Raw genomic sequence first — 13,840 nt, 5'->3', positions numbered from 1 at the left:
TCATTCTCCTTCCATCGATGTCAGAGGCAGACTCAACGTTACTATTGTTCCTTGCCCTCGTTCACTTACAATATCCAGCCCGGCTGTCACTCCAAAATGAAACTGCAGCATCCTGATCACATAATTCAGTCCGATGCCAAGCCCTGCCTTTGCTGGCTCGTCCCTCGTTAGCTGTGCGATCTCCTCTTGCGTCATACCGCTTCCACTGTCTTTTACTTGGATGATCAAGTGACCATCCTGCCCCTTCATCAAGACAACCTCAATCTTACCGCTATCGTCCTCTATCCCATGGTAGATCGCATTTTCGACAAGCGGTTGCAAAATAAACTTCGGAACCGATAGATCAAGCACCTCTTCATCGGCTCGAATACGGATGTCAAATTCGAACTGATATCGAATCCCTTGCAGCATCACATACTGTTTAAGTGCCTCCAGCTCATCTCTTATTGTTGCTTTGACACTTTTCGCAAGATTATAATGTAGCAGCTTGTTCAGAGACGATATAAGCCGGTCAATCTCAGTGTGCCCTTCGGTTCTCGCGATCCAGCGAACCGTATCGAGCGTATTGTACAGAAAATGCGGATTGATCTGGTTCAGCAGCTTTTCAATCTCAATTTCAGCACGTCGCTTCTCCTTCTGTCCGACTTCGTCGATCAACTCGCTGATCCGCTGCCTCATATGGTCGAATTCTCCATGTATCAGATCGAATTCGAGATTGTCCGCCCTTCTACGTGGAGCTTGCAGCTTGTTATTTTTCACATCTCGTATATCCTGGCTTAAATTGCGAAGAGGCCGGTACAACGTCCGCCAAATGACCCAAGCGAAAAACCATCCCGCAGCAAGGGAAAGAGCTGTAAAAATTGTGAACTCCTTGATCCAGCGGTTGACTTCGTATTTGTATTTATATTGTGGAATAACGCTGACGACCTTCCATCCCTGATTGCTTGCTTCCTCGAACACATAATAGTTATTGTACAGCTTGACGTTTGCATCGATCACGGGGAAAACGCTGCCCATCGGAAACACATTAGGTTCTTCACTGAATGTAACTTGGCCATGACTGTTGACGATAAGATGCGAGATACTCGAATTAGATATATCGTTGTTCAGAATGGAATCCGCCAGTTTGAAGTTCGTTTCGATATACAGATACACATCATCCCGCTCCGGCAGCTCAACCTTCCGCACTGCAGACAGCACCCTGGTGCCATCCCACTCGTTGAACGATTTATGCGGACCGTAATAAACAATTTTGTTTGCTTGTGTTAACATCTGCAGACCGTCCGTACGAAACTCTTTTTGAACACGATAATTTTCGAACATCGTCTGACCTGTCCCCTCGATGTAGTAAAAAGTTAGTCCCAGCGTCGGATTGGTAAAATTGATCAAACTAAGCTCCTTGACCAATTCATCGGAAAGTGATTTTTTCTGGTAAGCATCCGCTAATAAATACTGCTCTAAATTTTTGCCGACTCTGCCGTCAAATGCGAGCTGCTGCGATACGTGGTTCAGTTGAGACAACGCATTTTCAAGAGACAACCTGACCTGATGCAAATGCCCTCTAACTCCAGTTTCCGCTTTGTTGTTCAGGATCGATTGCATTGAAACATAAGATATACTTCCAATTAACACTAGTGGGGTAAGCGCTGTCATAATGAGGATAATTACCAAACGGTATTTCAAGGAATACGGCCATGCGAGCTGTTTGAGCTTACGAAGGCATTTTGTGCGCTTCACCGGTTCACCCCCCATGTTTTGTAAATATCTATTATATAGGCAGATCGTGGATTTTCATTTGTATTTGTTTTATAGATTGTGCTCCAGAATAATTATGTATCTCGAGTAGATAACAGAATGAATAATCATCCCATACTTTTACTGGTCAGTTTAACGCACTTTTATTATGGAGGCAATATACCAGATGGTTAAGTTTATGGGCTACTTATGATACGGTTCAACTTATCATCTATATAGAGAAATAAAAAGGTGAACTCTATAGCTAGAGGTCACCTTTTTATTTCGATTATCGCATACAGATCATCAAATTAGTCGTTCAGCTTATAGAACAATGTAAACACGATAACGGCTATCGTGATCACGATCAGCGGAATGCACGTCATCAGGAACACGATACCGTCCAGCGTATGTTGGGGTTGAACAACATTGGGCGCGAATCCGATGAAAGCGAGCGTCAACCCGACGATCAATACCTTCTGGTGGCAGCAATGATAGCGATCAGCGGCAATACAGCACCAACAGTCGTAAAATCACCCAGCACTCCGCCGATCGCTGGAATGATGGAAAGTTTGCGCCTTTCTTCTACATTGCGCGTTAAAGTCGGGAACACTGAACCCAAAGCCGTACCGAATATAGTACTGAATAAGCCCCACATCACGTACTCGATCGTTACGTAAACTAACAGCTTGGGTCCAGTAAATCCTGTGTTCGTGAACAATAGAACGGTGATCAGCGGCATCATTAGCGTGCCGACCAGTAACCAAGGTTTTATTTTTCCCCAGCGACAAGAGCAAGACCTCCATATGCTCAGTCAGAAGTCTGCCCGCCATCAATTAAACACTCTGCTGCCTGATCCTTGTTGTCATGTCGTTACTTCGATGTTTCCTCCGCGGTCTGTTTATACTCCTTCGTTACATACAATATTTTTGAGCTTTTCAGTAATTTAGACCCTTTTTTTACTCCTGAGAGTATATTAGCAGCGACTTGCGGGCCCGAAATGCCTGTCCAGTCGCGGCTATCTACATCCCATAGAATGACTCTGTAGCCAAGGTCCTTGCATTGTTTCATTACTTGCTTATTGATCTTACCGTAGGGGGGACGAAATAAGCGCGGCTTCTTTCCGATGATTTGATAAATGATATTTGAAGTATAAAAAAAGCAGCCTGTCATCGACAGAACTGCTTCTAGTTATTACAACTATTTCGACCGCCATATGCACACTAATACTCACTGTACTTCCCCATACATTGTTTTTCGCCGTCACATATAATCAACTGCCTTGAGAGTAACCCTTCCATTTACAACATCAATCATCAGATTAGATAGCAGCGTTCTGATCCGGGTTCGGGTTCTGGTCCGGATTCGGGCTCTGATCCGGGTTCGGGCTTTGGTCCGGATTCGGATTCTGGTCCGGGCTCGGTGTCGGTGTCGGTGTCGGTGTCGGTGTCGGTGTCGGCGTTGGTGTTGGTGTTGGTGTTGGTGTTGGTGTTGGTGTTGGTGTTGGTGTTGGTGTTGGTGTTGGTGTTGGTGTCGGCGTCGGTGTCGGTGTCGGCGGTGTAGTTGGCTCAGGTTTGGTGACTAGAGATTCGTCCGCTGTAACCGGGATCGGTTTATCCCCATCATTTTTCACCGAGTTGCCAAATAGTGTCGACAGGTGGTCGGTTATATCGATCAACGGCATCTTGTCCGGATCGAATGGTAAAGCGTTATGCAGTCTGATAATAATTGACTTCTTGTCCTCGGACAGCTCGAAGCTGTCTAGCTTCGGATCAAGCGGCACACCGTTGATTTTAATCTTAGACAGATCGATGGACTTTGGATCAATCATAGCCGTAAACTTCAGATGCAAAATGTCTCCTGTTTCAAAGTATGCTCCTGACGGATGCACAGGCTTGGTCTCTTCGACCTTTTTAGCGGATTGGAAGGATCCAAAAACTAGCTCATCTCTATCTGCTGGCCTATTTCCGCCGAACGTGCCTCCTGTTGCGCTACTTAGTAAATTATTCTTGAGTGCAAACGCTACGTATTCTTGAGCCCAATTGGAAACGGTCGGATCGCCAACAGCTGGGCCTGAGGCTGCCTTTGCTTCCTCAACCTTGCCTAATCCTTTAACTAGAATTGTGGCTATTTGCTCTTTGGTCACTTTGCCCGCTGGGTTATATGTACCATCACCATAGCCTTCCGCTATTCCTGCAGCCTTTAGCGCTTCGATATAAGGCAGCAAATCACCGATTCCGGCAAAATCGGACTTAACGTCTGTGAAGGATGATTTCTTGAGATCCTTGTCAACTTTTAGGCCAAAAATTAGCGCTGCTACCTTCGCGAATTGGGCGCGATTCATCTCTTCTTGCACTTGGAAACTGTTATCGGTTTCACCATCGAAGATTCCTGCTGAGATCAATGCATCGAGCTTGGCCTTCGTCGCTGCATCCAAATCATCCTTATGATTGCTGACAACGTCCGCTGGCTCCGCTAAAACCATGCTGCCGCCAACCGGTACGGCAGTAGTCAAACTAATAGCTAATGCGATAGTCCTAATAAGAGACTTTTTCTTCATGATCGTTACTCTACCTGCCTTCTTATTTTATTTTTTGGTAATTTAACACATTTGTTTACTATCATATCATTTATTTACTCTTACAATCTTAATGAATTCTTAATGACATTTCGTTTGTCCTAGATTATAACTAGCAACCATTACGCCGGGGAGCGGTGAGTCAGGCCGATCAGACAACAAAACGGGGTCAGCCCCTGGTAACTTAATGGGCTGGCCCCGTTTATAACTTCTTATTTGATCATCTGCTGCTCTTCATCAGTAATAAAGTATGCATGAATGTCGTAGTGCGGAACTTCGAAACCTTCGTGCCCCACCTTTTGGAACTCAACATCCATTTGCACGACAGCGGGAGAAGGGACCCCCTTCATACCAGCCACGTTGATATGGTTAACTCCTTTAATAAAATCCTCCTGAGCAATCATATATTCAAGGAACACTAGTTTTCCATCGATACGCCGTAGATCGGTCCAGTTGGGAGGTCTCCTGCTTGTGGATTCGACCAATGTTCGCCCATGGCAGGTACGCTCTCCGATATTTTGACCGTTCCTTCGGGAAGCACCAGCACATACACTTCCTGTTTACCGTCCCAGCTTACTTGCTGAGCGTGGACCGCATCGGCCAGATCCCTGACCCAAGCCGTCGGTTCATCTTGGTTCATGCGTATATCCGAAATCGTTTTTCCGTTAAAAACCACTTCTTTGTTCTCATCGCTCAAGGTATATGTACGATCGAACAACTCCGTGAAAGCTTGAACGGACACATACGTTTTACCACCTTTTATATGATTCGCTGTGGACTTCACTTCAACTCCATTCACCAATACAGTCAATCCATCTTTTTTCTTCTCACTCGCCGTTATTCCGTGGGCCGATACGCTGCCGGATATTTCATTCCCCTATTTTCTCCTTTCTGTATTACTTTGGTTTTGTTTCATTAACAATACTATGTTGCTTTCACGCATCCTATTATCCGAACGTAGCAAAATAGTCAAAATCAGGTATACTTTTATTCTCCTCACAGACAAGAAAAAGCAGACAAGCTCCCTCCTAAGAGAGAACTTGTCTGCTTAATATCAAACTGGATAATTTCCACCTACACGTTTACTTTTGAGAATCAAGAATAAACATAGATGCATCCAGTCCCATAAATATTTTACTCCCATTATAGAAAGTTTTGGATTGAATATTCCTGTACCCTATCTTAGTCATCATGTCAGTTAGCTCATCTTGATTAAATCCGTTATGAACGATATCGGAAACTACTTTTTCATTTTTATTAAAATCTACGATCAGTAAATGTCCTCCTTCATTTAGAACATCGAATAATCTTGATAAAACAAATTCAACATCATGAATATGGAGTAGAACCTGAACCATAAAAATATAGTCAGCATGTAAATCCGATAAGCCTTCCTTTTCAAAGTCAAAGCATAATGTATCTACATTCTGAATATTAAAATCAGAAATCTTTTGATTGATTTGATTAATCATGTTTTGTGACGTATCTAGAAAAAGCATGGAATTAAAATCATTTAACAAGTTCATTCCGACAAGGCCCGTCCCACACCCAAAATCAATGGCATGCTTACGGTTAGCATCAACCAAATATTCACGAATGGCATCAGATGCTACCTTTGCAGTGTGAATTCTTTCAGTATTGTCATATGTACTAGCTATCATTTCAAACTTATCGGTATTTCCCATTATTACCACTCCAATCTGCCTTAATAAAAAGATTTTTCTTGATCAATAATCCCTATCCTGCTACTATGAAGAAGTATGATTTTTGGAAAGCTAATATTTGAAATATCTAGGATCTTTCCAAGCAGATAATCTTTGACCACTTCCATCAAGAAGTTAAGGCCATACGGACAGCCAGGTCAAATGCCGATTGGCAACTTTAGTTGCCTTATTGATTGAGTTAGAAGCTCAACTTTTATAAGTTGGTTACTTTACAACCTGTGCCTATGCACACAACTTGTGAAACGGTCAATAAGAGTGGTAAAAGTAATTATTTGCTATATAGACTCTGATCCTAACATGATATATTTGAATATGAAAGGCCTTTCCATGAAACTATGAGTTTATGGCTGTATGACAAGCACGCAAGAGGTTTGTCCAGTCATACTAATCGGGCCGTCTTATTATTTGATTATATCAGAGCAAGTTTGATGCGCATGGTGCGTGTTTCGCTTGCTTTTTTTGTTGCCGTTTTTACATTTTTTCAAAAAAATTTACTCGGGATAGGAGATCGACATATGGGAAAAGCACTAGTCATTGGCGCCGGAGGCGTAGCATCAGTAGCCATTCATAAATGCGTTCAAAACAGCGAGGTTTTCGAGGAAATCTGCATCGCCAGCCGCACGAAATCCAAATGCGATGATCTGAAAGCAAAATTGGACGGCGGTAAAACCAAAATTACGACTGCACAGGTCGATGCGGACAACGTAGATGAGCTGATCGCTCTGATTAATGAAGTCAAACCAGATATCGTCATGAACCTGGCTCTGCCTTACCAGGATTTAACGATCATGGATGCTTGCCTAGCCACCAAAACGAACTATATGGATACGGCAAACTATGAGCCGGAAGATACGGCGAAATTCGAATACAAATGGCAGTGGGATTACCGCGAACGCTTTGAAAAGGCCGGGATCACAGCTCTTTTGGGCAGCGGCTTCGACCCGGGCGTAACCGGCGTATTCTCTGCTTATGCGCTGAAACACTATTTTGACGAAATCGAATATATCGACATTCTGGATTGCAACGGTGGGGATCACGGCTATCCATTCGCAACTAACTTCAACCCGGAAATCAACATACGTGAAGTATCCGCTAACGGACGCTACTGGGAAAACGGGGAATGGATCGAAACGAAACCGATGGAAATCAAACGCAGTTATAACTTCGCTGAAGTCGGCGAAAAGGATATGTATCTGCTTTACCATGAAGAGCTCGAATCCCTTGCGCAGAACATGCCTGGACTGAAACGCATCCGTTTCTTCATGACTTTCGGCCCAAGCTATCTCATGCACTTAAAGGCGCTTGAAAACGTAGGAATGACTTCCATTGAACCAATCGAATACGAAGGAAAACAAATCATTCCGCTTCAATTCCTAAAGGCCGTACTCCCGGACCCAGCTTCCCTTGGACCACGTACGGTGGGCAAGACGAATATCGGCTGCATTTTCAAAGGGAAAAAAGACGGCCAAGACAAGACTTACTATGTCTACAATATTTGCGACCACCAAGAGTGCTATAAGGAAGTGGGCTCGCAGGCCATCTCCTATACAACTGGCGTTCCTGCCATGATCGGCGCGGCGATGGTCATGACTGGAAAATGGAATAAACCGGGCGTATTCAATGTCGAAGAGTTCGATCCAGATCCGTTCATGGAAGAGCTGAACAAGTGGGGCCTCCCATGGGTAGAAGACTTTAATCCGGTGCTTGTTGACGCATTGCCTGAGGAAGCTAAAAAGCCGGAGCTCGTTCGATAGTATGAAGTTCGAGGAGTTGCCGACACCCTGTTTCGTAGTTGATGAAGCACTTATTGAAAAAAACCTGAATATTCTGAGCGGCGTTATGCAGCGCACGGGAGCCAAGATCGTGCTGGCGCAAAAAGCTTTTTCCATGACCGCTATGTATCCCCTCATCGGGAAATACTTAAGCGGCACTACCGCGAGCGGTATATTCGAAGCGCGACTGGCTCACGAAGAAATGGGCAAAGAAAATCACGTCTTTGCCCCTGCCTATCGTGAAGATGAAATCGACGAAATTGTATCCTTATGCGACCATATTATCTTCAATTCCTTCTCCCAGCTGGAAAAGTATAAATCGAAAGCTCTTGCAGCCGGCAGGAAAGTGGGCCTTCGCATCAATCCGGAATGCTCAACGCAAGAGGGACATGAAATGTATGATCCCTGTTCGCCGGGTTCAAGATTCGGCGTAAAGCGTGAGGACTTCCGCCCGGAGCTGCTTGAAGGCGTATCGGGGCTTCACTTCCATACCCTTTGCCAGCAGAACTCGGACGCTTTGGAGACAACGCTGAATGCAGTGGAAGAAAAGTTCGGGCCTTGGCTGCCGCAAATGGAATGGATCAATTTTGGCGGTGGTCACCACATCACGAGAGAAGATTATGATATTCCGAGACTGGAAGCTTGCATTAGGCGAATGCAGGATAAATATGACTTGGAGGTTTACCTTGAACCCGGAGAAGCCATCGCGCTCAATGCGGGCTATATGGTCACCTCCGTACTGGATATCGTTAGGAACGGCATCGAGATTGCTATCGTGGACACCTCGGCTACATGTCATATGCCGGATGTTCTGGAAATGCCATATCGTCCGCCGCTATACGGTTCAGGCGAAGCCGACGAGAAGCCATTCACCTATAGGCTTGGCGGCCCAACCTGCCTTACGGGCGATGTTATCGGAGATTATTCCTTCGATAAGCCCTTAGAGAACGGTGACAAATTAGTGTTTGGAGATATGGCGATCTACTCCATGGTCAAAACCAACACCTTCAACGGTATGCCGCTGCCGGCCATCGCCGTGCAGGAGAAAGACGGAAATTGCCGCGTCGTTCGTGAGTTCGGCTATCAGGATTTTAAGATGAGACTAGCTTAATGAATAACCAAAGAAAGCCTCAACTCTGCTTCACATGAAGGGTTAAGGCTTTCTTTGATTACTTTAATATTCCCCCTAAATTTCAAAAAACGAACCCCGAATTGTTCCAGCTAGTGTTTAGACTTCTGCCTTTTTCTTAATGGATTCTTAATGAATAGCATTACATATGTATTTCTCTATTTATTATTGTTATGATTTGAACGTGATCATGATTGTCTTCATGTCACTTATGAAGGAGGAATGATTAATCATCAATAAAATTTTAATTATAGATAATGAACCCGAAATTCGTCAGTTAATTCGAATGCACTTAGAACAAGCTGAGTTCCAAGTCATAGAAGCCTGTTCAGGACGACAAGCTATTCAATACTTGCAGGAATATACTGTAGAATTATTGATACTGGATCTCATGATGGAGGATGGCAACGGATTTGAAGTACTGCATTATTTACAAGAAGCAAATGCTGGACCATTAGTTATTGCCCTTAGCGCAAGACGGGGAGTGCAGGATAAAATTTTAACACTTGGATTAGGTGCAGATGATTACGTCACTAAGCCTTTTAGTCCAGTGGAATTGGTTGCTCGTGTGCAAGCACAATTAAGAAGACATCGCCCTCATTCTACATATCATGCTAAGGTTGTTCGTTTAAACAAATTTGTGCTGGATATCGACAATTATGTTTTAAAAAATGATGGAAAGTCATTTCCTGTAACCCCTGTAGAATGCAGACTTTTAGAATTGTTTATGCAAAATCCAGACCGTGTTTTAACCAAAAGAGAAATTTACAAGCAGGTGTGGAATCATGAAAACTTTGATGATAACAATTTAAGTGTGTATATGAGCAAACTGCGAAGTATTCTTGAACCTACGGAGGGCTCGCCTCATTACTTTCACACCATACGTGGAATCGGTTACAAATTCTCAGGAGATGGACAATGAAAATTCGAACAAAGCTTTGGCTGCTTATGCTCATTAGTGCAATCATCAGTATTGTTCTATTTATTCCGCTTAGTGTCGTTATGGGTAAGATAGGAGATCAGGGTTATGATCTGAACAGCCTGAACGCTATCTCACAAGAAGTCCTTGATAAGATTGTAAAGCAACAGGCTTTTCATGCCGCAGACATAACGCCAATACTGGACGATGCTCATAAAAACCATCCTAATATTCGTTTTGAATGGCTTACAGCAGATGGATCAACCATTTATGATACCCTCGGGGAAAAGAATAGCTATGATTTTGGGCGACTTGCAGATCGTATGCTTTACATGCCTCACAATCTATGGGGGGTCGATGAGCCAGTAACGCTTACTTTCTCCGTTAGCCAAGAGGATCAACCCTATTATCTACTGATGGGTTTGTCCAGTGACGCTATGAAACAAGGGCAAATTTATTTCTTCATGCGCACCTTTAAAGTGATGTCTCTTTTTATGTTACCGTTAATTGTTGCGTTCTTAATTCCTTACCTACTATCTCTATGGTTTTTCTCTTCCATGAACAAACGCATTAATAAGCTCAATCATGCCATAGGGCAGCTTAATCTCCAAAGTAAAATCACAGTACTAGAGGATACCAAAAAGGATGAGATCGGCCAGCTTACTTCGCATTATAACGCCATGGCTCACCGTATTCAAAATCAAAGCGAACAAATCAAGCAGTTTGACACCAGACGAAATCTGTTGCTATCTAATCTCTCCCATGATCTGCGCACCCCACTAACAATGATTTTAGGCTACGCAGAAACGATTCGCGCTGGATTGTATAAAGATGAGAAAGAGCTGCAAGCGAGTGCCAAAGTTTTGCTGCAGCGCTCTCGTTATATCGATAAGCTATTAGATCAATTGTTAGATATTACTCGGCAGGACGAGGGAAATTTAGAGCTCCACGTTGAATTGCATAATGTATCTGAAATGATGCGAAAAATGGCTGCGGATTACCTAATGTTTCTTGAGGGGCAAAACTTCACTGTTGATGTAAATATCCCTGAAGAGGATATCAAGGGCTGGATTGATGCCTCCTTAATCGAACGCGCGCTGCGTAACCTGTTGGACAACGCGATCCGTTACGGATCTGAAGGCCATTATCTTGAGATCGGACTTATGGAAAAGGATAAATCCCTATTCATAACGGTTATTGATAAAGGTCCCGGCATTCCTTTACAAGATCAAGAACATGTATTTAAACGGTTCTACCGTGTCGATAGCAGCCGAAAAGGCGAAGGGCTCGGCATTGGACTATCCATTGTCCAAGAAATCATTGCTCTCCATGATGGATCAATTACCTTGACGAGTGTCCCTTTTGAAAGGACAGTATTCGAGATCCAGCTGCCAAGCCATTAGCGCGAACAGTAGCGCTAACTCTTTCCTCGTCCAACTAATGTGCCATAATAGCCCACCCGTATGGGCCCAAACGCTACTGAATGTTTCAGAGTAACAAAAGACTAGCCCAGTATGTCATTAAGTTGACATACTGGGCTAGCCTGTATCAATGTTCTATCGTGTTAGACAGAAGTTAGGATGAATGTGGAGCGTCCCTTTTCTGTCGGTTGACGATCACAATGCCTGAACCAACCAAACCCAGCGCCGCAAGTACTATTAGATGCACAACCTCATCTAACATCAACGCTGACAACACCACACCGAAAACCGGCGTCAAGAACAAATACATCGAGACACTTCCGACCTTGTTGTATTTCATAATATTATTCCAAAGCACAAAGCCTGTGGCAGACAGAAACGCCAAATAGAACAACATCAGCATCGTATTCCAAGTGAACGCAAACGGAAAAGGCCCTGCAAACGACGCACCGACAGCTAACAATGCACTTCCGCCAAGCAGCATCTGCCAGCCCGTCATGTATAGGACATCCAGCTCCTTCGCTTCATTTTTGGAAAGAACATTACCAAACGCACCGAAAAACATGCCAAGCAGCAAGCAGATCTCCCCAACGCCCATATGAAGGGACATCTCTCCTTTGGTCATGTTAGCCAAAATTATTCCCCCAAAACCTAGTGCTATACCAATGATTTTTCTCAAATTAAAACGGTCGTTCCTATACATAAAATGGGCAATCAATATCTGAAAAAACGAGGTCGTCCCCGCGATAATCGAACCTTGGATACCTGTGATCATACTCAAGCCGTAATAAAAAAGGGCATACTGAAGAAAGGTTTGAAAAAGCCCGATTTTGCTGACCTTGAGCAACGTCCCTCGCTGATACCCAGCCTTCCTGCGGATTAATTTCATGAACAAAAGGATGAGCAGCGCGGCAAGGACGAAGCGGTAGCCTGCAAACAAAAGCTGCTCAGGCCAATCTTCTTTGCCAATCGCCAATTCGTCATAGCTAAGTTTAATAAACGGAAAAGCGCTCCCCCACAGCAGTGACGCTAATGTTGCAGTAAACATAACACCCAAAGGATGCTTGAACAATTTCTCTGAAGTCATTCCGACAGACACCTCGATGATTATTAATCGTATTCATGATTGCTTATAGTACAAGAATATAACTCTTTTCAATAAAAAGACAAACGACCGATCCCCTGTTAAATTCAGGGAAGCGATCGTCGCTGGGACATAAGGACATATTTCTGCGAACATATTACTACGGTGCTTGTACCCCGGCAAAAGGCACAACGGCTCTGTGGTATTTCATAAGACCGATACAAATATCACGAACAAGGCGTTCTTTATGCTCGCCGTGATCAGGATATCGTATCAAATCGCCACCGGTATGCACGAGGACTTTCCCGCCACTTCCATCTATTGAAGGATACTGCCATATATAATCGGCCGAATATTTTGCGTGTTCAGCCCCTATGGATGTAAGACCTAAAGCATGTTCAGGCAATGGAGTAAATCCTCTTGCATACGTTCCAAGTATCCCTTCCCAGCCATCAAAGTCTTCCGGCATATTCTTAAAAAATTCAAACGGATCCTTCTCTACTCTTACCTTGAGATTCGTATAGGGAACAGGCGGTACCAATTGGGAAGGTTTTAAAAATGGAAGCACGCTCACAGCAACCTCTATATTTAATATGACTTGTCCGCCATTTTTAACATAATCCATTATTCGATCCGAATATTGTTGCATATATATTTGGTCGCAATGCCCAGGGATATAGATGATATCACAGTCCCAAACCTCATCTGGAATAGGATGAATACCATAGTATTCGATTTGTCCGCTTGTACCTTCAAACGTCTTCGATAAATGCGGGGGAGTGTCCACAGAATCTATCGCTGTTGTTTGTAAATAAGCCATTTTAAACGGTTGTATCTGATTTCGATCAACTCCAAGCTCGTTATTAAGCCATGGATAAAACCCATGAAGAAATTTAGTTGTTGTTGGCATAAATCGTTGACCGTTATGACTATGAGGGTCAAGTGTTGTGATAAAAACTCTACCCCCGCCTTCTAAATCCTTAAAATCAATGACAACAGACTCATGAGTATCTTCTATCGCAAGCAATGTAGTCCCGTTATGATTTCCTTTGTATGCACCATGCCAGTGCCAATATAAATGCTCAGGCTTCACATATTCAAAAAAGGAGTGGTTTCCATGATCGGGAACATATAGTTCTATTTTACGTTCTGGTTTCGTCCACCATAGCCAATCCTTAGTGTTACACTCAACCCACTCTATATCTACAACGTCTAATAGCTGATCAGCTTTATCAAGTGCAAAAATGAGTAGAAATCCGCCATTTCTAACATAATCATTAAGCTGTTTTTTATGAAGCAGAATGCGGTCACTGTGGCTATGACAAGAAATAATGACTGCACCAAACTCCTCCAAGTTAAAGTTAGGCAGGTCCTCCGCATATATGAATTGATCCATGTGATGAGCAAAATCCCAATAGCTTATTAACTGGGCGCTTGTTCCTGTTGTAACATAAGCGATTTTCTTCACCTTAGCCTCCT

The 13,840-nt window shown here is 43.6% G+C and carries 13 protein-coding genes and 2 pseudogenes; 6 read left to right on the top strand and 9 right to left on the bottom strand.

Annotated elements, in window-relative coordinates:
* The 7 genes from AC0YN7_RS10205 to AC0YN7_RS10175 form a co-directional block, all read right to left on the bottom strand.
* Nucleotides 1–1,737: a sensor histidine kinase gene (locus AC0YN7_RS10205; protein ID WP_475809876.1), complete on the bottom strand. Its 1,737-nt coding sequence runs from the start codon at nucleotides 1,735–1,737 to the stop codon at nucleotides 1–3.
* Between the two features lie 466 nt (nucleotides 1,738–2,203).
* Nucleotides 2,204–2,542: an MFS transporter gene (locus AC0YN7_RS10200; protein ID WP_475810125.1), complete on the bottom strand. Its 339-nt coding sequence runs from the start codon at nucleotides 2,540–2,542 to the stop codon at nucleotides 2,204–2,206.
* Nucleotides 2,543–2,607: 65 nt separating this feature from the next.
* Nucleotides 2,608–2,907 (bottom strand): polysaccharide deacetylase family protein, encoded by a 300-nt coding sequence (locus AC0YN7_RS10195; protein ID WP_475809875.1) that lies wholly within the window; start codon nucleotides 2,905–2,907, stop codon nucleotides 2,608–2,610.
* A 148-nt stretch (nucleotides 2,908–3,055) separates the two neighbouring features.
* Nucleotides 3,056–4,294 carry an S-layer homology domain-containing protein gene (locus AC0YN7_RS10190; protein ID WP_475809874.1) on the bottom strand — a complete coding sequence of 413 codons (1,239 nt, stop codon included), beginning with the start codon at nucleotides 4,292–4,294 and terminating at the stop codon, nucleotides 3,056–3,058.
* A gap of 230 nt (nucleotides 4,295–4,524) precedes the next feature.
* Nucleotides 4,525–4,731, bottom strand: a complete 207-nt coding sequence (locus tag AC0YN7_RS10185; RefSeq protein ID WP_475809873.1) for a hypothetical protein — start codon at nucleotides 4,729–4,731, stop codon at nucleotides 4,525–4,527.
* Entirely contained in the window at nucleotides 4,731–5,123 is a 393-nt protein-coding gene (locus tag AC0YN7_RS10180; RefSeq protein WP_475809872.1) for a hypothetical protein, read from the bottom strand. Before AC0YN7_RS10180 ends, AC0YN7_RS10185 begins: the two co-directional genes overlap by 1 nt.
* A 271-nt stretch (nucleotides 5,124–5,394) precedes the next feature.
* On the bottom strand, nucleotides 5,395–5,997 hold the full coding sequence (locus AC0YN7_RS10175) for a class I SAM-dependent methyltransferase (protein WP_475809871.1): 603 nt from the start codon (nucleotides 5,995–5,997) through the stop codon (nucleotides 5,395–5,397).
* Nucleotides 5,998–6,551: 554 nt separating this feature from the next.
* Here AC0YN7_RS10175 and AC0YN7_RS10170 point away from each other — a divergent pair.
* From AC0YN7_RS10170 to AC0YN7_RS10145, 6 genes and pseudogenes are all read left to right on the top strand, one after another.
* Entirely contained in the window at nucleotides 6,552–7,790 is a 1,239-nt protein-coding gene (locus tag AC0YN7_RS10170) for a saccharopine dehydrogenase family protein (protein ID WP_475809870.1), read from the top strand.
* Between the two features lies 1 nt (nucleotide 7,791).
* Nucleotides 7,792–8,919 (top strand): carboxynorspermidine decarboxylase, encoded by a 1,128-nt coding sequence (gene nspC, locus AC0YN7_RS10165; RefSeq protein WP_475809869.1) that lies wholly within the window; start codon nucleotides 7,792–7,794, stop codon nucleotides 8,917–8,919.
* 304 nt (nucleotides 8,920–9,223) lie between these two features.
* Nucleotides 9,224–9,451, top strand: a pseudogene (locus AC0YN7_RS10160) (response regulator); the annotation flags it as partial.
* A pseudogene (locus AC0YN7_RS10155) lies at nucleotides 9,425–9,533 on the top strand (DNA-binding response regulator); the annotation flags it as partial. The pseudogenes AC0YN7_RS10160 and AC0YN7_RS10155, both read left to right, overlap by 27 nt.
* Nucleotides 9,506–9,859 (top strand): winged helix-turn-helix domain-containing protein, encoded by a 354-nt coding sequence (locus tag AC0YN7_RS10150; RefSeq protein WP_475810124.1) that lies wholly within the window; start codon nucleotides 9,506–9,508, stop codon nucleotides 9,857–9,859. The pseudogene AC0YN7_RS10155 and the gene AC0YN7_RS10150, both read left to right, overlap by 28 nt.
* A complete protein-coding gene (locus tag AC0YN7_RS10145) occupies nucleotides 9,856–11,259 on the top strand; it encodes a HAMP domain-containing sensor histidine kinase (protein WP_475809868.1) in 1,404 nt (467 codons plus the stop codon). Before AC0YN7_RS10150 ends, AC0YN7_RS10145 begins: the two co-directional genes overlap by 4 nt.
* A gap of 172 nt (nucleotides 11,260–11,431) precedes the next feature.
* Here the strand turns inward: AC0YN7_RS10145 and AC0YN7_RS10140 are convergent, their stop codons facing one another.
* Together AC0YN7_RS10140 and AC0YN7_RS10135 are read right to left on the bottom strand one after the other, a co-directional pair.
* The gene (locus AC0YN7_RS10140) at nucleotides 11,432–12,364 is read right to left on the bottom strand and encodes a DMT family transporter (protein ID WP_475809867.1); all 933 of its coding nucleotides are present in this window, start codon (nucleotides 12,362–12,364) and stop codon (nucleotides 11,432–11,434) included.
* A 157-nt stretch (nucleotides 12,365–12,521) separates the two neighbouring features.
* A complete protein-coding gene (locus AC0YN7_RS10135; RefSeq protein ID WP_475809866.1) occupies nucleotides 12,522–13,829 on the bottom strand; it encodes a hypothetical protein in 1,308 nt (435 codons plus the stop codon).
* Nucleotides 13,830–13,840: the final 11 nt, after the last annotated feature.

The organism is Paenibacillus sp. J31R122, from assembly GCF_056269185.1.
Note: the sequence above shows the minus strand (reverse complement) of the source record. Positions and strands in the feature narration are given on the sequence as shown.

Excerpts from the sequence above, each read along its gene's own strand:
- AC0YN7_RS10195 (WP_475809875.1), bottom strand. The coding sequence starts at position 2,907 with ATGACAGGCTGCTTTTTTTATACTTCAAATATCATTTATCAAATCATC.
- AC0YN7_RS10190 (WP_475809874.1), bottom strand. The coding sequence starts at position 4,294 with ATGAAGAAAAAGTCTCTTATTAGGACTATCGCATTAGCTATTAGTTTG.
- AC0YN7_RS10170 (WP_475809870.1), top strand. The coding sequence starts at position 6,552 with ATGGGAAAAGCACTAGTCATTGGCGCCGGAGGCGTAGCATCAGTAGCC.
- AC0YN7_RS10145 (WP_475809868.1), top strand. The coding sequence starts at position 9,856 with ATGAAAATTCGAACAAAGCTTTGGCTGCTTATGCTCATTAGTGCAATC.
- AC0YN7_RS10140 (WP_475809867.1), bottom strand. The coding sequence starts at position 12,364 with ATGACTTCAGAGAAATTGTTCAAGCATCCTTTGGGTGTTATGTTTACT.
- AC0YN7_RS10175 (WP_475809871.1), bottom strand. The coding sequence starts at position 5,997 with ATGGGAAATACCGATAAGTTTGAAATGATAGCTAGTACATATGACAAT.
- nspC (WP_475809869.1), top strand. The coding sequence starts at position 7,792 with ATGAAGTTCGAGGAGTTGCCGACACCCTGTTTCGTAGTTGATGAAGCA.